13 protein-coding genes are annotated in these 17,864 nt (G+C 71.9%); 3 read left to right on the top strand and 10 right to left on the bottom strand.

From position 1 onward, the window contains the following. The 8 genes from QSK18_RS01465 to QSK18_RS01500 form a co-directional block, all read right to left on the bottom strand. Window positions 1-2,640: an NADH-quinone oxidoreductase subunit G gene (locus tag QSK18_RS01465; protein WP_232815136.1), complete on the bottom strand. Its 2,640-nt coding sequence runs from the start codon at window positions 2,638-2,640 to the stop codon at window positions 1-3. Then, complete coding sequence (nuoF, locus tag QSK18_RS01470; protein ID WP_269811314.1) at window positions 2,640-3,959, bottom strand: NADH-quinone oxidoreductase subunit NuoF; 1,320 nt, start codon at window positions 3,957-3,959, stop codon at window positions 2,640-2,642. The genes QSK18_RS01465 and nuoF overlap by 1 nt, the downstream gene beginning before the upstream one ends. A 6-nt stretch (window positions 3,960-3,965) precedes the next feature. Further along, on the bottom strand, window positions 3,966-4,847 hold the full coding sequence (gene nuoE, locus QSK18_RS01475) for an NADH-quinone oxidoreductase subunit NuoE (RefSeq protein ID WP_285616367.1): 882 nt from the start codon (window positions 4,845-4,847) through the stop codon (window positions 3,966-3,968). Beyond that, window positions 4,847-6,187 carry an NADH-quinone oxidoreductase subunit D gene (locus QSK18_RS01480; protein ID WP_285616368.1) on the bottom strand — a complete coding sequence of 447 codons (1,341 nt, stop codon included), beginning with the start codon at window positions 6,185-6,187 and terminating at the stop codon, window positions 4,847-4,849. Before QSK18_RS01480 ends, nuoE begins: the two co-directional genes overlap by 1 nt. Further along, complete coding sequence (locus tag QSK18_RS01485) at window positions 6,187-6,897, bottom strand: NADH-quinone oxidoreductase subunit C (RefSeq protein ID WP_232815132.1); 711 nt, start codon at window positions 6,895-6,897, stop codon at window positions 6,187-6,189. Before QSK18_RS01485 ends, QSK18_RS01480 begins: the two co-directional genes overlap by 1 nt. Further along, window positions 6,894-7,448, bottom strand: a complete 555-nt coding sequence (locus tag QSK18_RS01490) for a NuoB/complex I 20 kDa subunit family protein (protein ID WP_232815131.1) — start codon at window positions 7,446-7,448, stop codon at window positions 6,894-6,896. Before QSK18_RS01490 ends, QSK18_RS01485 begins: the two co-directional genes overlap by 4 nt. Window positions 7,449-7,473: 25 nt before the next feature. Continuing rightward, window positions 7,474-7,833 carry an NADH-quinone oxidoreductase subunit A gene (locus tag QSK18_RS01495; RefSeq protein WP_232815130.1) on the bottom strand — a complete coding sequence of 120 codons (360 nt, stop codon included), beginning with the start codon at window positions 7,831-7,833 and terminating at the stop codon, window positions 7,474-7,476. 659 nt (window positions 7,834-8,492) lie between these two features. Continuing rightward, the gene (locus tag QSK18_RS01500; protein ID WP_285616369.1) at window positions 8,493-9,182 is read right to left on the bottom strand and encodes a demethylmenaquinone methyltransferase; all 690 of its coding nucleotides are present in this window, start codon (window positions 9,180-9,182) and stop codon (window positions 8,493-8,495) included. A gap of 203 nt (window positions 9,183-9,385) precedes the next feature. Between QSK18_RS01500 and QSK18_RS01505 the strand changes: the two genes are divergently transcribed. Beyond that, a complete protein-coding gene (locus QSK18_RS01505) occupies window positions 9,386-10,645 on the top strand; it encodes an isochorismate synthase (protein ID WP_285616370.1) in 1,260 nt (419 codons plus the stop codon). On the opposite strand, the gene menD is transcribed toward QSK18_RS01505, so the two are convergent. Together menD and QSK18_RS01515 are read right to left on the bottom strand one after the other, a co-directional pair. Continuing rightward, window positions 10,642-12,324 (bottom strand): 2-succinyl-5-enolpyruvyl-6-hydroxy-3-cyclohexene-1-carboxylic-acid synthase, encoded by a 1,683-nt coding sequence (menD, locus tag QSK18_RS01510; protein WP_285616371.1) that lies wholly within the window; start codon window positions 12,322-12,324, stop codon window positions 10,642-10,644. The two genes, QSK18_RS01505 and menD, sit on opposite strands and share 4 nt — an antisense overlap. A gap of 59 nt (window positions 12,325-12,383) precedes the next feature. Beyond that, entirely contained in the window at window positions 12,384-16,205 is a 3,822-nt protein-coding gene (locus QSK18_RS01515; RefSeq protein ID WP_285616372.1) for a GAP1-M domain-containing protein, read from the bottom strand. Between the two features lie 97 nt (window positions 16,206-16,302). Between QSK18_RS01515 and QSK18_RS01520 the strand changes: the two genes are divergently transcribed. Next, window positions 16,303-17,247: a 1,4-dihydroxy-2-naphthoyl-CoA synthase gene (locus tag QSK18_RS01520; RefSeq protein ID WP_232815125.1), complete on the top strand. Its 945-nt coding sequence runs from the start codon at window positions 16,303-16,305 to the stop codon at window positions 17,245-17,247. A gap of 175 nt (window positions 17,248-17,422) precedes the next feature. Next, window positions 17,423-17,836, top strand: coding sequence for a PLD nuclease N-terminal domain-containing protein (locus QSK18_RS01525; protein ID WP_232814681.1), 414 nt, complete (start codon window positions 17,423-17,425; stop codon window positions 17,834-17,836). The last annotated feature ends 28 nt before the right edge of the window (window positions 17,837-17,864 follow it).

The following is a 17,864-nucleotide window of genomic DNA, read 5'->3' on the forward strand; positions in this document are numbered from 1 at the left end:
TCAGACTCCCGTCAGCGCGTGGCCGGCGAGCCGGACGGAGACCGCGGCGCCGTTGCCGGCCGCCAGCCGGGCCCGGACCGGGCTGCCCGCGGAGTTGCTGGGCAGCCAGACCACTCCGTCGGGCATCGGGGTGAGGGCGACGGGCAAGGTGATCTCCCCACGGTCGTTGGAAACCGTCACCGAGCCGGTGGTGCCCGGGCTCAGGCCGAGCTGCTCGGCGGTGGCCGGGGACAGCCGGGCGACCGCCCGGTGCGCGGTGCCGGCCAGGTAGGGCTCGCCGTCCTGCAGCCGGCCCTTGTCCAGCAGCATCGACCAGGTCGACAGCAGCGTGGCGCCGGCCGGTTCGACGGTGTGCGCCTCGGGCTGGGCGGCCCGGGCGCCTTCCCAGCGCCCGAGCTGGGCCAGCTCGGCGAAACCGGCCTTCTCACCGCGCAGTCCGAGCCACTCGCCGGCCTCGGAGGCCAGCGCGTCGAGCACCTCGCCGTCGCTGAGCGCCTCGGAGGTGAGCGCCTGCGGGAACTCCCGCCAGCGGCCCTCCCAGTTCAGGAAGGTGCCGCCCTTCTCGGCGGGCGGGGCGACCGGCAGGACCACGTCCGCGTAGGCGGTGACCGCGCTCGCCCGGACCTCGAGACTGACCACGAACGAGGCGGTCTCGAGGGCCGCACGGGCCGCGGCCGGGTCGGGCAGGTCGTCCGGGTCGAGACCGCCGACGAGCAGACCGGGCAGCAGACCCGCCGCCGCGTCGTCGATGATCCGGGTGGTGTCGCGGCCCGGTTCGGTGGGCAGACTCTCCACCTCCCACGCCGCGGCGATGTCGACCCGGGCGGCCGGGTCGGCGACCGGACGGCCACCGGGCAGCAGGCTGGGCAGGGCACCGGCCTCGACCGCACCCCGCTCACCGGCCCGGCGCGGCACCCAGGCCAGCCGGGCCCCGGTGCTCGCGGCCAGGGCGAGGGCGGCCTGGTAGGCGCCGGGCGACTCGGTCAGGCGCGGGCCGAGCAGGATGATCGACCCGGGCGCGGCCACCGCCTCGGCGGCGGCCGGGGTGCCCAGGGCGGCGGCCTCCTGGCCGGGCCTGGTCTCCAGCAGCGTGCCGGACAGCTTGATCAGGCCCCGGGTGGCCCAGGGGGCGATCGAGAAGACCTGCTTGCTGCCCTTGAGCACCGACTTACGCAGCCGCAGGAAGATGCTCGCGGCCTCCTCCTCGGCCTCCAGACCGGCCAGGAGCACCGACGGTGCGGCCTCCAGTTCGGCGAAGGTGACGCCCAGACCGGTACCGGCCACGGCGTGACCGAGGAAGGCCTCCTCCTCGGCCGAGTGCGACCGGGCGCGGAAGTCGACGTCGTTGGTCCGCAGCACCACGCGGGCGAACTTGGCGTAGGCGTAGGCGTCCTCGACGGTCAGCCGGCCGCCGGGCAGCACCCCGACTCCCCCGGCCTGGCGGGCCCGCAGCAGCCCCTCGGCCGCCACCTGCAGCGCGTAGGGCCACGAGACCGGCTCCAGCTCACCGGTTTCCGGGTCACGCACCAGCGGGTGGGTGAGCCGGTCGGCGCCGGTGGCCCAGTTGAAGGCCCAGCGGCCCTTGTCGCAGTTCCACTCCTCGTTCACCGCCGGGTCGTCGGCGGCCAGGCGCCGGGTGACCTTGCCGCGACGGTGGTCGACCCGCAGCGCGCAGCCGCTGGAGCAGTGCTCGCACACGCCCTTGGTGGAGACCAGGTCGAACGGCCGGGCCTTGAACCGGTAGGCCGCGCCGGTCAGCGCGCCGACCGGGCAGATCTGGATCGTGTTGCCGGAGAAGTAGCTGGCGAACGGCTGGCCGGACTCGTCCAGCAGCGACTCGCCCTGGGTGCGCGCACTGGCCAGGTCGTCGGCCGCGTAGGTGCCGGTGACGTGGGCGTGGCCGGTGCCGCGCGACTCGTCCATGCCCTTCGGCGTGCCCTGGACGTGCGAGGCGACGGTCGGCTCGAGCTCCTCGCTGGTGCGCACCGCCGGGAAGGGCAGGTCGACGTGGAAGTCGAGCACCCCCGGCGAGAACGTCCCGATCTGCTGGTGCGCACCGCGCATCTGCAGGTCGATGAACGGGTCGCCGGCGATCTCCTTGGAGAAGCGGGTGCAGCGCTGGCACAGGATGCAGCGCTCGCGGTCGAGCAGGACCTGGGTAGAGATCCGGATCGGCTTCGGGAAGGTGCGCTTGACCTCGGTGAACCGGCTCTCCGAGCGGCCGTTGGCGAGCGCCTGGTTCTGCAGCGGGCACTCCCCGCCCTTGTCGCAGACCGGGCAGTCGAGCGGGTGGTTGATCAGCAGGAGTTCCATCACCCCGCGCTGGGCCTTCTCCGAGACCGCCGAGGTGAGCTGGGTCTTGACCACCATCCCGGGGGTGGCCGTCATCGTGCAGGAGGCCTGCGGCTTGGGCATCGGCCGCACGTTCCCCTCCCGGTCCGGCATGGCCACCTCGACCAGGCACTGCCGGCAGGCGCCGGCCGGGGCCAGCAGGGGGTGGTCGCAGAACCGCGGGATCGCGATCCCCAGTTCCTCGGCGGCGCGGATCAGCAGGGTGCCCTTGGGCACGCTGACCTCGATCCCGTCGATGGTCAGGGTGACCAGGTCGACCGCCGCCTTCGAGGGCTCAGTCACAGTCATCAGGCGTTCACTCCAGCGAAGAGCGTGGACTTCACCGGGTCGAACGGGCAGGCGCCCTCGGTCAGGTGAAGCAGGTACTCGTCTCGGAAGTACTTGATCGACGAGCTGATCGGGCTGGTCGCACCGTCGCCGAGGGCGCAGAACGAACGGCCCAGGATGTTGTCGCAGATGTCCAGCAGGCGTTCCAGGTCCTCCGGGACGCCCTGGCCGTTCTCGAGCTGGCGCAGCACCTGCACCAGCCAGTAGGTGCCCTCCCGGCAGGGGGTGCACTTGCCGCACGACTCGTGCGCGTAGAACTCGGTCCAGCGCAGCACCGCCCGGACCACGCAGACCGTCTCGTCGAAGATCTGCAGCGCCCGGGTGCCGAGCATCGAGCCGGCCGCCCCGGTGCTCTCGAAGTCCAGCGGGATGTCGAGGTGCTCGGCGGTGAACATCGGGGTGGACGAGCCGCCCGGCGTCCAGAACTTCAGCTCGTGGCCCTCGCGCATGCCGCCGGCCATGTCGATCAGCTCGCGCAGGGTGATGCCCAGCGGGGCCTCGTACTGACCGGGCTGCTGCACGTGCCCGGAGAGCGAGAAGAAGCCGAAACCGGCCGACTTCGCGGTGCCCATGCCGGAGAACCAGGACGCGCCGTTGTCGATGATCGAGGGCACGCTGGCGATCGACTCGACGTTGTTCACCACCGTGGGGCGGGCGTACAGGCCGGCCACGGCCGGGAAAGGCGGCTTCAGCCGGGGCTGTCCGCGCCGGCCCTCGAGAGAGTCGAGCAGCGCCGTCTCTTCACCACAGATGTAGGCGCCGGCCCCGGCGTGCACCACGATGTCGATGTTCTGCCCCGAGCCCAGCACGTTCTCGCCGAGATACCCCGCGGCCCGCGCCTCTTCGACGGCGGCCAGCAGGCGGCGGTACACGTGCACGACCTCGCCGCGCAGGTAGATGAACGCCCGCTCGGCCCGGATCGCGTGGCAGGTGATGATCGCCCCCTCGATCAGGTACTGCGGGGTGGCCATCATCAGCGGGATGTCTTTACAGGTGCCGGGTTCCGACTCGTCCGCGTTGATCACCAGGTAGCGCGGGTTGCCGTCCGGCTTGGGCAGGAAGCTCCACTTCAGCCCGGTGGGGAAGCCGGCCCCGCCGCGACCGCGCAGGCCCGAGTCCTTGACCGTGGTGACCACGTCCTCCGGGACCATCGCCAGCGCCTTACGCAGCGCCTGGTAGCCGCCGTTGCGCTCGTAACTCTCCAGCGTCCAGGACTCGGCCTCGTCCCAGTGCTTCGACAGCACGGGTGTCAGAGTCACCGGAACACGCTCGTCAGCCATCGGAACTCAGCCCTTCTTCTCCGTGCCGGTACCGGGGTCGTTCTCGCCGCGGGTGGCCTCGGCCGGGGGTTTGCCCGCCTCGGTGCCCGCCCGCTCCTTGGTGCCCGGGTCGACCGCCGGGGCGTCGGAACCGCTGCTGCGGGCCTCGCGGTTCTGGACATCAGCGGCCGCCGACGCGGTCGCGTCGGGCGCCGTGGGCGTCCCTTGTTCTGAAGAGGGACCACCGGTACCCGCGGGACCAGGTGCCTGCCAGCCCTTCTCGGCCGCCAGCAAGGTGCCCCGAAGCGAAGGGGCACCGGCCCCGACCCCCTGGGACGCCCGTCCGTCGTTGAAACCCGCCAGCACGTGCGAGACCTCTTTGAAGGTGGGCACGCTGTCCGGGCCCCGGGTGGGGGCCACGGCCTCACCGGCGCGCAGCCGGTCGCAGACCCCCCGGGCCGAGGACGGCGTCTGGTTGTCGAAGAACTCCCAGTTGACCATCATCACCGGGGCGAAGTCGCAGGCCGCGTTGCACTCGATCCGCTCGAGGGTGATCTTGCCGTCCTCGGTGGTCTCGTCGTGCCCGACCCCGAGGTGCTCCTCGAGCGCCTCGAAGATCGCGTCGCCGCCCATCACCGCGCACAGCGTGTTGGTGCAGACCCCGACCGTGTACTCACCGTTGGGGTGGCGCTTGTACTGCGTGTAGAAGGTGGCCACGGCCGAGACCTCGGCCGTGCTCAGGCCGAGGATCTGCGCGCACAGCGCGATCCCGTCCGGGCTGACGTAGCCCTCTTCGCTCTGCATCAGGTGCAGCATCGGCAGCAGGGCGCTGCGCGGCTGCGGGTAGCGGGCGATGATCTCGTGCGACTGGGTGGAGAGCCGTTCGACGGCCTCGGCGGAGAGCGACATCAGCGGTCGACGCCCCCCATCACCGGGTCGATCGATGCCACGGCCACGATCACGTCGGCCACCTGCCCGCCCTCACTCAACGCCGCCATCGCCTGCAGGTTGTGGAACGACGGATCCCGGAAATGGGCCCGGTAGGGCCGGGTTCCGCCGTCCGACACCAGGTGCACCCCGAGCTCGCCGCGGGGCGACTCGATGGCCTGGTAGACCTGGCCCGCGGGGACCCGGAAGCCCTCGGTGACCAGCTTGAAGTGGTGGATCAGGGCCTCCATCGAGGTGCCCATGATCTGCTTGATGTGGTCCAGGCTGTTGCCCATCCCGTCACCGCCGATGGCCAGCTGGGCCGGCCAGGCGATCTTCTTGTCGCCGACCATGACCGGGCCGGGGCCCATCTCCTGCAGCCGGTCGAGAGTCTGCTCGACGATCTTGAGCGACTCCTTCATCTCGTTGATCCGGATCCGCAGCCGGCCGTAGGCGTCGTTGGTGTCCCAGGTCTGCACGTCGAAGTCGTACGTCTCGTACCCGCAGTACGGCTCGGTCTTGCGCAGGTCGTGCGGGAAACCGGTGGAGCGCAGCATCGGCCCGGTCACGCCGAGCGCCATGCAGCCGGTCAGGTCGAGGTAGCCGACGTCCTGCAGCCGGGCCTTGACCAGCGGGTTCTCGTTGTTCAGCTTCTCCAGGTCGGAGATCCCGCGGCGCAGCACCGGGATGTCCTCGCGGATCCGGTCGATCGCGCCGGGGGGCAGGTCCTGGGCCAGGCCGCCGGGCCGGATGAACGCGTGGTTCATCCGCAGGCCGGTGATCAGCTCGAGCAGGTGCAGGACCACCTCGCGCTCGCGGAACCCGACCGTCATCACGGTCAGCGCGCCGATCTCCATGCCGCCGGTGGCCAGCGCGACCAGGTGCGAGCTGACCCGGTTGAGCTCCATCAGCAGGACCCGGATGATGCTGGCCCGCTCAGGGATGTCGTCGGTGATGCCGAGAAGCTTCTCGACGCCCAGACAGTAGGCGGCCTCCTGGTACAACGGGGACAGGTAGTCCATCCGCGTGCAGAAGGTGACGCCCTGGGTCCAGGTGCGGAACTCCATGTTCTTCTCGATGCCGGTGTGGAGGTAGCCGATGCCGCAGCGGGCCTCGGTCACCGTCTCGCCGTCGATCTCGAGGATCAGCCGGAGCACGCCGTGGGTGGACGGGTGCTGCGGGCCCATGTTCACGACGATGCGTTCCTCGCCGAGACTCACCGCCTCCTCGGCGATGTCGGCCCAGTCGCCGCCGGAAGAGGTGAAGACCCTGCCCTCTTCGGCCTCGGCGTCCGGGCCCGGGTCGATCGTTGATTCGGCCATCAGTTGTACGACCTCCTCGTGTCCGGCGGCGGGATGGTGGCGCCCTTGTACTCCACCGGGATCCCGCCGAGCGGATAGTCCTTGCGCTGGGGGTGGCCCGGCCAGTCGTCGGGCATCTGGATGCGGGTCAGGGCCGGGTGACCGTCGAAGATCAGCCCGAAGAAGTCCCACGTCTCGCGTTCGTGCCAGTCGGCGCTGGGGTAGATCTCGACGACCGAGGGGATGTGCCGGTCGCTGTCGGGCGCCGCGACCTCGAGCCGCACCCGGCGGGTGTGGGTGATCGAGGTGAGGTGGTACACCGCCCGCAGTTCACGGCCGTGGGCGTCGGGGTAGTGCACGCCGCTGACCCCGGAGAACATCTCGAACCGCAGGTCGGGCTCGTCACGCAGGCTCTTCACCACGGCGAGCAGGTGCTCCCGGCGGATGTAGAAGGTGATCTCGCCGCGGTCGACGACCACCGACTCGATCGCCGCACCGGGATCGGTACCGCCCGCGGTGAGGGCCTCGGCCAGGGCGTCGACCACGCCGTCGAACCAGCCGCCGTAGGGGCGGGGCGTGGGCGCCGGCATGGCGACGCTGCGGGTGAGCCCACCGAAACCCGAGGTGTCGCCCGAGTCCCGGTTGCCGAACATGCCGTGGCGGGTGGTGACCACCTCGGCCACCGGGGTGTTGACCGAGAGTTCGCCGGGCTCGTCGATGCCGTCGGTCACCGGAGCAGGCCCTTCATCTGGGAGGTGGGGATCGCCTTGAGGGCCGCCTCCTCGGCGGCCCGGGCGGCCTCGTCCCGGTTGACGCCGAGCGGCATCTTCTCGATCTGCTTGTGCAGCTCGAGGATGGCGTTGATCAGCATCTCCGGACGGGGCGGGCAGCCGGGCAGGTAGATGTCGACCGGGACGATGTGGTCGACGCCCTGGACGATCGCGTAGTTGTTGAACATCCCGCCGGAGGAGGCACAGACCCCCATCGACAGAACCCATTTCGGCTCGACCATCTGGTCGTAGACCTGGCGCACGACGGGGGCCATCTTCTGGCTCACCCGGCCCGCCACGATCATCAGGTCGGCCTGGCGGGGGGAGGCGCGGAACACCTCCATGCCGAACCGGGCCAGGTCGTAGCGCGGAGCGCCGGTGGTCATCATCTCGATCGCGCAGCAGGCCAGGCCGAACGTGGCCGGCCAGAGCGAGGCCTTACGCATGTACCCGGCCAGCACCTCGACCGAGGTCAGCATGAAACCGCTGGGAAGCTTCTCTTCGATACCCATTAGATTTCCTCTGTCCCGCGGGGTTTCAGTCCCACTCCAGGCCGCCGCGGCGCCACACGTAGGCGTAGGCGATGAAGACGGTGATCACGAAGAGCACCATCTCGACCAGCGCGAAGACCCCCAGGGAGTCGAACGCGACCGCGAAGGGCAGGAGGAAGACGCTCTCGATGTCGAAGACGATGAACAGCATCGCGACCAGGTAGTACTTCACCGGGAAGCGGCCACCGCCCGCGGCCTGCGGGGTGGGCTCGATACCGCACTCGTACGCGTCCAGCTTGGCCCGGTTGTACCGCTTGGGGCCGGAGAGGGCCCCGGCGACGATGGAGAAGACGGCGAACCCGCCGCCGATCGCCATCAGAGCCAGGATCGGAACGTAGGGGTTCACGACAGCAGCCCTCCCGAACTCTTCGCCGTTGAACACCCGGGCATCAGGCAGGCCGCCCGGGGCGCGCCCATCCTAGGGGCCTGCGTATTCGCGGACGGCACAGGGCGTACCGCACCGTCGCGATCGCTTGTGAAGTGATTCACGTGCACAGCATACGACCCGCACAGAACCTCTCCGACGCGCGGGGTATCGCTTTGGCCCTTTGTTCATAACCGCCCTGACCTGCAGCTTTACGAACGGTTGAAGTAACTTAATTCATGGTTGAAATGCCCTGTCGGGCAGTGGTTTTGCGTCCACCCGCGAGAGCCCGGTATTTACGGCACGGCTTCGGGCGGTAAATCAAAGGACGATCGGACGGGCTCGATGGGTACGCCCGCCTTGATTTCGACACACGGTGCCGTTTTGTTTGTTGACACCTTTTGGTGTCACCGTCGCGGTTTCGGCACCCGCCCCCAATGGGGGACGAGTCATGCAGGCCAGCATTTCGTCGAATCGACGCTATTCGACGGCCTGAAGAGCTCAATGACCGTTCGGCGACTAAATGCTGAATGTCGAGCCAGACCCTTGCCATTTCCAATACTTCTCTGATTTGTCGCAGCGGCAAAGCAGGAGCGCCCCCGGCCGGTCGGCCGGGGGCGCTCGTAGGTCTGAGCAGGGGGTCAGCGGAAGGCGCGGTGCAGCGCCACGATCCCGCCGGAGAGGTTGCGGTGGGCCACGTCGGTCCAGCCCGCCTGCCGCAGCTTCGCAGCCAGACCCCGCTGGTCCGGCCAGGCCCGGATCGACTCGGCGAGGTACACGTAGGCATCCGGGTTCGAGCTGACCACGCGGGCCACCGAGGGCAGCGCCCGCATCAGGTACTCGGTGTAGACGACCCGCCAGGGGGCCCACGTGGGGTGGGAGAACTCGCAGACCACGAACTTGCCGCCGGGCTTGGTCACCCGGCGCATCTCGGCCAGCGCCGCCTCCACGTCGACCACGTTGCGCAGCCCGAACGAGATCGTCACGGCGTCGAAGGAGGCGTCGGCGAAGGGCAGGCGGGTGGCGTCACCGGCCACGAAGGGCAGGTCGGGGCGGCGCCGGTTGCCCACCTTGAGCATGCCCAGCGAGAAGTCGCAGGGCACGGTGTGCACACCGGCGTCGGCGAAGGGCTCGCTGGAGGTGCCGGTGCCGGCCGCCAGGTCGAGCACGGTCTGCCCGGCCCTCAGGTCCAGGGCCTCGGCCACCAGCTTCCGCCAGCGGACGTCCTGGCGCATCGCCAGCACGGTGTTGGTCAGGTCGTAGCGAGCAGCGACACCGTCGAACATGCTCGCCACCTCGTGTGGCGTCTTCTCCAGACCAGCGCGGGACATGCCCCGATGCTCCCACGGGGATGCTGCGCGTCTCCTCCAGCGGCCCGTTCGGGTGAGGGGTGCCCTAGTTCACAGTGGGCCCGTCGCCCCCATCGGAGCCGGGGTTCACCTGGCCTTTTGCCCGTTCGGGGGAGTTCGGGCGGCCGAGGGTGACCGACCCCGCAGCGGGGCCCGGCCGGAGCGCTCCTAATCTTGAAGTCATCATGACCACTGCTCCTGCCCTGGCTCCCCTCATCGCCCGCACCGTGGCGATCTCCGACCCCGGTCCCCTGCTCGAACTGCTGCCGCCGGGCCCGGGTCTGGTCTGGCTGCGCCGGGGTGAGGGCCTGGTCGGCTGGGGCGAGGCGATGCGGGTGGACGGTGCGGGAGCGTCCCGGTTCACCTCGGCCCGGCGCACCTGGGCCGACATGGCGCAGCGCTCGGTGGTCCGCGACGAGGTGCGGCTGCCGGGCACCGGCCCGGTCGCCTTCGGCTCCTTCGCCTTCTCCCCCGCCTCCCCGGCCGGCGGTGTGCTGATCGTGCCCGAAGTGGTGGTCGGGCACCGGGCCGGCACCTGGTGGCTCACCACGATCACGGCCGGCGGCGCGATCCCGGCCCCGGTCCGGCTCACCCGGCACGAGCGGGAGCCGGTCTCGCCCGAAGGCACCGAGTTCACCCCGGGGGCGCGGGACCCGCAGGACTGGCGGGCCGCGGTCGCCGAGGTGATCGACCGGATCGAGGCCGGTCAGGTGGAGAAGGTGGTGCTGGCCCGCGACGTGGTGGCCCGCACCGCCCAGGACGTGGACCCGCGCGACGTGCTCGCCCGACTGGCCCGCGACTACCCCAACTGCTGGACGTTCAGCGTGGACGGCCTGCTCGGCGCCACCCCGGAGATGCTGGTCAAGCTGGAACGCGGTCTGGTCACCTCGCGGGTGCTGGCCGGCACGATCCGGCGCACCCAGAACGACGAGCAGGACCTGGCCCTGGCCGCCTCGCTGGCCCGTTCCAGCAAGGACCTGGAGGAGCACGAGTACGCCGTGCGCTCGGTGGCCGAGGCTCTGGCCCCGCACTGCACCACGACCAACGTGCCCGACTCCCCCTTCGTGCTGCACCTGCCCAACGTCATGCACCTGGCCACCGACGTCACCGGGGTGCTGGCCGACGGCGCCACCTCGCTCGACCTGGCCGCCGCCCTGCACCCCTCGGCCGCGGTCTGCGGCACCCCCACCGCCTCGGCCGCCGACCTGATCGAGGCCGTGGAGGGGATGGACCGGGGGCGTTACGCCGGGCCGGTGGGCTGGGTGGACGCGGCCGGCGACGGCGAGTGGGGAATCGCCCTGCGCAGCGCCCAGTTCGACCCGGAAGACCCGCGCCGCTTCCGGCTCTTCGCCGGCTGCGGGATCGTGGCGGGCTCGGACCCGGACGCCGAACTGGCCGAGTCCGAGGCCAAGCTGCTGCCGATCAAGGGCGCCCTGAGCCGCTAGGCCTGGGCCTGTACGGCCTGACGCAGCTTCTGGGCCAGTTCGCGGTGCCGGGTGCGGTCGATCGGGACGTGCAGCACCGAGATCCCCGAGAACGGCGCCGCGAGGGCCGCACGCAGTTCGTCCCCGCCCCGCACCCGCGTGTACGAAACCCCGTAGGCGCGCACCAACGTCTCTAGTTCGACCTGCTGAGCCGTGCCGAAAACCCGCTCATAGTGGCGCAACTGACGCTCACCCGACTCGGCCCGGGCGCCGTGCTCGAGGGTGGCGAAGATGCCACCGCCGTTGTCGTCCACCACCACGATCTGCAGATCGGGCCGCCGCTCCCCCGCCCCCAGCGACAATGCGCCCGCATCGTGCAGGAAGGTGAGGTCCCCGACCAGCAGCCGGGTGCGACGGGCACTGGCCAGGGCCGCCCCGATCGCGGTCGAGATCGTCCCGTCGATCCCCGCAAGTCCGCGATTGGCAAGGATTTCCGCGCCCACCGGGATCCGCGCCACCAGGTCGAGATCGCGGATCGGATTGCTGGCCCCGCAGACCAGGAGCTCGCCGGGACGGGTGACGGCCGAGAGCTCACGGGCCACGAACGGCCCGGTGACGCGGCCCTCGCGAAGCTCCTCGTCCAGCACCGAGTCCACCGCCGCAGTGGCCGACTTGCCCGCGGAAATCCACTCGGAGAGCCAGGACTCGTCCGGCTCATGACCTTCGGCGACCGCCACCGCGGGCACCACCAGCGCGGCCTTACGCCCGGCATCGGTCCAGTCCGGCCGGGGCGAGACCACGATCACCTCGGCACTGCCGCGCGACAGCAGCTGCGTGACCGGCCGGGACAACGTCGGGCGCCCGAAAACCACCACCCGCTCGATCTTCTCGCCCAGCTCACCACCGATCAGCAAGCGGTAGGGCGCGACCGTGCCCGACTGCCGCACTCCGGACGAGGGCTCGGCCAGCAGCGGCCAGCGCGCCTTCTCGGCCAGCTCGGCCGCTTCGGCACCGGCCCCGTCGCCTGCGAGAACGACGGTTCGGGGGCCACTTTCGATCAGAACCGGACGAGGCTGGGCAGCTACAGCGATCCGGGTGAGGCCGACGTCGGGGTCGCCTTGGGCGAGAGCGGGCTCGTCGTCCGGGGTGAGCGGCTCGGTGAAGCCGATGTTCAGTTGCACCGGCCCGGGCTGGCGCCCGACCTGACCCCGGGCCGCCGCCACGGCCCGGGCGAGGACGTTGCGCCAGCCTGCGATCTGCCCCTCTGCGTAGGCGGTGGGGGCCGGGATCTCGCCGAACCAGCGCACTGCCGAACCGAAGATCTTCACCTGGTCGGTGGTCTGGCTGGCTCCGGTGCCCCGCAGTTCGTGCGGGCGGTCGGCGGAGAGAACCAGGAGGGGAACCCCTGAGTGGGCGGCCTCGAGCACCGCGGGATGCAGATTGGCCACCGCCGTACCCGAAGTGGTCACCACCGCGGCGGGGGCGTGCTGGTCGTCGCCGCGGGCCAGCCCCAGGGCGAGGAAGGCCGCGGTGCGCTCGTCGATGCGCACGTGCAGCTCGATCCGGCCGGCGTCGGCGGCCTCGGCCAGGGCGTAGGCCAGCGGCGCGGAACGGCTGCCCGGGCAGAGCACGACGTGGCGTACGCCGAGCCGGGCCAGAGCATCGACCAGGACGGTGGCCAGAGCAGTCGACGGGTTCACCGGGCAATCACGTGTCCCATGGTCCCAGGGCGCTCGACCGGCGGCGCGGCGAGGCCCGTTCAGTCGCGGCGCAGGACCGAGCGCAGCCAGGTCTGCCAGCCCGGCCGGTTCACCGCCCGCTGAGCCCCGCGCGGCCGGCGGAGCTCGGCATCGGCCCGGGCGCTGCCCTCGTCCTCCTCCACCACTTCGCCCTCGATCACCCGCTCGGCCGCGGCCCCCTCCTCCGGCGCGAGCCCGTGCGGAGGGGTTCGGACCGGCGTCGGCGCCGAGGGCAGTTCCGGCTGCTGAGCAGGCCGGGAGGACGAGCCGAGGTATCCACCGAAGGCCCGCAGCCGGGTGCGCAGATCCCGCTCCTCACCCACCACCTCCGGCTCGTCGGCGGCCAGCGGGAACGGGTCGGCCGCCAGCTCGGCGCCAGGCAGCGCCTGCTCCCAGAACTCGCGCAGCCCCCTGCGGTCGACCGGCCCCAGCGCCGCCCGGATCTCGGCCTCTACCAGCGCGGCCAGATGCCCCGCGAGCCGCGCCGCCGGATCCCCCGCAGCCGGACTCGCCGCGACCCCGAACGGATCCGCCGGGAACGTGCTCTCCGACTCGACCAACCGCCGCAGCACCGGCCCGACCGGCAGCGCGGGGAGCCGGGGTACGTCGGCGCCGGTGTCGGGAAGGGCCTGAGGCGACAGCTCCCCTGGGCGCAGCATCGCCCGGGTGGAAGCGATCACCACCTCGCCCGCCAGTCGGTGCTTGTTCTGCCGCAGCATCCCGCCGACCAGCGGCAGCGCGGCCTCCAGTCCCAGCGGGACGGCCTCGCGCCAGGCACTGCCCACCGGGACCACGGGCAGCCGCGAACGCAGCACGGTGTCCCGCTGCGCCGGCTCGGCCGCGATGGCCACGGCGAACGCCGCCACCGTGACCCGCGGGGCGATCAGCCGACGCTCGGTGTTGCTCAGCCCCGGCCACGCCCGGTCGGCGAACATCAGCAGCTCGGCGGCCCGCCGGTGCAGGCCGTCGTCCTGCTCCGGCCAGCCGGGCCCGGTGATGGCCAGCAGGTTGAGCAACTGGGCCTGGGCGTCGGTCACCCCCGCCCGGCGCGGCCGCTCGCGCCCCTCCGCGTCGCGCAGCGGCAGGAAGTCGATGCGCTTGAGCAGTGCGGCGGCCAGCCGGGCGCTGTCCACGTCGTCGAGCCAGTCTCCGAGGTGCCGCAGAGCGACCGGCACCAGGTGCGGCGCCAGCTTCTCGGGGGCGGGCTCGGTGATCTGCAGCAGCAGCGAGGCGCTCCACGGCGCCCCGGCCGTCAGCCGGCCGAAGATGGCCGCCACCAGCGGTTCTGGATCTGCGTCGGGATTGGCGTCCACGGCCATCCGCAGCATGTGCCGTATCGCCGGACCCCGCAAACGCGGATCGCCGGAGATACGGCCGAGGGCCGAGGCGACGGCCACCTCGAGCATCACCCGGTCCGGTCCTGCCCCCTGGTCGGCCGCGGCCAGCTCCTCGGGACGCAGCCGGGCCAGACGGTCGGCATCCACCGCGGGGGCCACGAGATTCAGCACGGCAGCAGGAAGTCGCTCGCCCGCCGGAGCCTCGGAGTGCAGCCAGCCGCCCGGCTCGTACCCCGCCTCAGCCAGGTGGGGGATGATCCAGCGCGACAACGCCGCCGGATCGAGCGGACCGGTCAACTCGGCAATCCGCGCCCCGAGCCCGACTGCCTCGTCGGGCTGGATCGAACTAGGGACGTCGGTCTCACCCGCAGCGCTCGCCTCACCGTTGGAGTTGGCCGGCTTTCCGGCGGCGAAGCCGCCCCAGGCCCCGCGGGGCCCGCGGATGTTCCACCAGCCCCGGGACGCCCCCTCAGCCACCGGCTCGTCCGGCGGGTTCACAGGCTTACGGACGCTTTCTGCGGCCCGAGCGCCCGGGTCACCACTGCCCGACGCACCTTGAGAGGCGGGGGCCCCACCGACGTCCTTCAGTTCACGGACGCCCGGACCCCCACCCAGCGAACCGAACCCGCCGCCCACGCTCGTCTGCCCGCCGCCACCCGAGCCCTCCCGCGACGCGGACTCACCGCGCGCTTCCGACTCACCAGCGTCCAAAGCACCCGGTGAACCGAACTCCCCGCCCGCGTCCACCGGCCCACCCACACCCGAGGCGCCCTGCGAACCGAACCCGCCACCCACGTCCGTTGGTTCACCGGCGCCTGAGGCGCCTGAGGCCCTCGACCTGCCAGCGGGACCCCAGCTCGCCGCTCCGGCGCCACCGACGTCTCTAGGTAGCCGAACCCCCGACGCGCCGAACGCCCGCGAGGCCCCCGGGGCATGGCCCGCCCTGAACTCGTCGGACTCCTCCGGCGCGCCCGGCCAGCCCGAGCCCGACGGCCTCTCTTCCTGTTCGTCGGGGCCATGAGGCTCGCCGGCCGGCTCCACCACCGGCTCGCGCGAGGTCAGCATCCGGGCGGCGCGGTCGGCCAGGAGTTCCAGCCCGGCCGCCGCGAGATCCGGCCCGTGCACCAGTCGGGCGGTGCGATGGGCGAAGTCGATGGCACGCAGCAGCAGCACGCCGTGCCGTACGTCGCCCTCGTCGCCCCCGGCCGGGCGGGCCAGCCGGTCGGTGAGTTTGGCCAGTGGAGCACGCAGCCGGCTGGCCAGGCCCGGGTCGAAGCGGATGGTGTCGGGCAGCGGCGGGGCCTGGCGGAGCAGCCAGCCGTCGTCTTCCAGGGCCAGGTAGAGGTAGCTCTCGAACGCCGCCTGCACCAGCGCCGGACGCGGCGGGTCGGACTCCCGGGCCGCGACCAGGCGGCTCCAGGCCTGGTCGGCGTCGTCCACCGTGGCCGCGACCAGGGAGGCGAGCGCGGCGGCGAGGTCGTCGGACAGCTGCAGGCCCAGCGGGGTGTCGCGCAGGATGATCCGGGTCGCCGTGGGCAGGGCCAACGGCAGACCGGGGGTGAGCGCGACCGCTGCGGCCAGGAACCAGGCCGCCCCCTGCACGTCGGGGCTCACCTCGCCCGGGGCCCGGCTGCCGCCCGGCCACCAGTCTCCCCGCGGACCGCCGGTGGGCGGGGTGGCCAGGCTGATCTCGTCGAGCCGGCGCAGGCATCGCTCCAGGGCGCCGGGTTCCTCGCAGACCGCGTCGAGGGCCAGCCGGGACCAGTCGGTGACCCGCACGCTCTGGCCGAGATGGGTGCGGCGGTGGGCCGGTCCGCCGGAGGCGACCAGCGTGGCCTCGACCCGCGGATCGACGATCACCACCGGCAGGTGCCGGCCGCGCGGCAGGGTGAGGGCCGAGTCGAGGTCGGACTCGACGATGACGCTGACCACCGGGGTGCGCCAGCCCTCGGGGTCGTCCTCCTGCAGCGCCGCCGAGATCAGGTCGCCCTCGCCGCCGGCCTCGGCCTCGGCCCGGGCCAGCACGTCGGTGAGCCGCTCGTAGCTGGAGAAGGAGATGCGCAGGCTGACCGGGGGCGGCATGAGGAAGCTCACCAGCCCGATCCAGCGCACCCCGGCCTTCACGTTCGGGGCCACCAGCACCACCGGGGGGCCGCCCGCGACCGCCGCCGCCACCGCGTCCATCAGCAGGCCCAGGGCGCCGAGCTGGAAGTTCGGCCCGCCCACGAAGTCGACCACGTGCGCCCGGTCGACCACGTGCCCGCCGGGCAGCGGGGCCGGTTCGCCGTCGTCCTCCAGGGCGACCAGTGAACCGAACAGCTGGGCGTAGCGAACCACCGGCGCGTTCGGCGGCTGCAGCCACTGCCGGGCCCCCCACAGCTCGACCGGCCGGACGAAGCCCGGGGTCTGCGAGCGGCCCAGGGCGTCGGGGTCGACCAGGACATGGCTGTGCGTGCGGTCCTGGTAGTACCAGACCGCGTCGTGCCCACGGAGGCTGAACCTCATCCGTGGTTCGCGGAGCACCTGATCACCACCCCCGCCCTGGGGCTCGCTGCGCGGGGGCGGACCGGTTCGCGAGGCCGGCCAGCCTATTCTCGGGTGGGTGACGACCCCCAGCCGCGAGACCGTTTCCGAGATCTTCGATCCGCAGTCGTGGGAGCCCGTTCCCGATTACGACTTTACCGACATCACCTATCACAGATGTACCCGTTCGGGACCTGCGGGCGGCACGGTGCGTATCGCCTTCGACCGGCCGGAGGTGCGTAACGCGTTCCGTCCGCACACCGTGGACGAGCTCTACCAAGCCCTCGACCACGCCCGCCGTACCCCCGACGTGGGCACGGTCCTGCTCACCGGCAACGGCCCCAGCCCGAAGGACGGGGGCTGGGCCTTCTGCTCCGGCGGCGACCAGCGCATCCGGGGGCGCTCGGGCTACCAGTACGCCGAGGGTGAGACGGCTGACACAGTGGACGACGCCCGGGTCAAGGTCGAGGGCGGGCGCCTGCACATCCTCGAGGTGCAGCGGCTGATCCGGACCATGCCCAAGGTGGTGATCGCGGTGGTCAGCGGCTGGGCCGCCGGGGGCGGGCACAGCCTGCACGTGGTCTGCGACCTCACCGTGGCCAGCCGTCAGCACGCCCGCTTCAAGCAGACAGACGCGGATGTGGGCTCGTTCGACGCCGGTTACGGCTCCGCCTACCTGGCCAAGATGGTGGGCCAGAAGTTCGCCCGGGAGATCTTCTTCCTCGGCCGCCCCTACGACGCCGAGACCATGCAGCGGATGGGCGCGGTGAACGAGGTCGCCGACCACGCCGACCTGGAGAACGCGGCGCTGGAGATGGCCGCGGCGATCAACGCCAAGAGCCCGACCGCGCAGCGGATGCTGAAGTTCGCCTTCAACCTGACCGACGACGGGCTGATGGGGCAGCAGGTGTTCGCCGGGGAGGCGACCCGGCTGGCGTACATGACCGACGAGGCGGTCGAGGGCCGGGACGCCTTCCTGCAGAAGCGTGAACCGGACTGGAGCCCCTACCCCTACTACTACTGACCGACGGCGGATTCCGGGCTTACTCTCAGGCCGTCGAAGGACACATCAGGCATCGGACGTGGCAGGCTTGGGAGGACGGATTTCTCCCGGCCGCCCCCGGCTCCAGGGGTGGGGCCGGGGGATGCCACGCGCCCGCGCGCTGGGACCGGAAACCGACCGAAGGGGGAGCGCCGAAGTGCTGCTGACCGCCTTGCCCGTCCTGCTCTACATCGGACTGATCGTCTACTCGGTGTTCGACGCCCTGCAGACCCCGGCCGACGAGCTCTACCGCCTCACCCGGGGCCAGTGGATCGCCGCGATCGTCCTGGTCCCGCTCTTCGGTGCGGTGCTCTGGCTGCTGGCATCCGGGCCGCGGCGCGGAGGCCGGCACGAGCACGCCCCCGGTCACCCGGCCGGCACGGGCTGGGCGGCGGAGGGGATGACGCAGTACCCGGTGGGCCCGGACGACGACCCGGACTTCATCGCCGGGCTGGCCCGGGCCCAGCGCAAGCGCACCCTGACCCGCCCGGACGAGACCCCGGACGAGAACACCTCCGAGGCGAAGCCGTCCCCGCCGGACGACGAACCGGGCGACGCCACCGCCGGGTGAAACCGCGTTCCTGACGTCAAGCCGGACG

This window comes from Kineosporia sp. NBRC 101677, from assembly GCF_030269265.1.
In the GTDB taxonomy this organism is placed as follows: Bacteria; Actinomycetota; Actinomycetes; order Actinomycetales; family Kineosporiaceae; genus Kineosporia; species Kineosporia rhizophila.

Bases quoted from the DNA above. Each gene is read 5' to 3' on its own strand.
- QSK18_RS01480 (WP_285616368.1), bottom strand. From the start codon at position 6,187: ATGGCCGAATCAACGATCGACCCGGGCCCGGACGCCGAGGCCGAAGAG.
- nuoE (WP_285616367.1), bottom strand. From the start codon at position 4,847: ATGTCGCTCTCCGCCGAGGCCGTCGAACGGCTCTCCACCCAGTCGCAC.
- QSK18_RS01515 (WP_285616372.1), bottom strand. From the start codon at position 16,205: ATGAGGTTCAGCCTCCGTGGGCACGACGCGGTCTGGTACTACCAGGAC.
- QSK18_RS01500 (WP_285616369.1), bottom strand. From the start codon at position 9,182: ATGTCCCGCGCTGGTCTGGAGAAGACGCCACACGAGGTGGCGAGCATG.
- QSK18_RS01465 (WP_232815136.1), bottom strand. From the start codon at position 2,640: ATGACTGTGACTGAGCCCTCGAAGGCGGCGGTCGACCTGGTCACCCTG.
- QSK18_RS01490 (WP_232815131.1), bottom strand. From the start codon at position 7,448: ATGGGTATCGAAGAGAAGCTTCCCAGCGGTTTCATGCTGACCTCGGTC.
- nuoF (WP_269811314.1), bottom strand. From the start codon at position 3,959: ATGGCTGACGAGCGTGTTCCGGTGACTCTGACACCCGTGCTGTCGAAG.
- QSK18_RS01505 (WP_285616370.1), top strand. From the start codon at position 9,386: ATGACCACTGCTCCTGCCCTGGCTCCCCTCATCGCCCGCACCGTGGCG.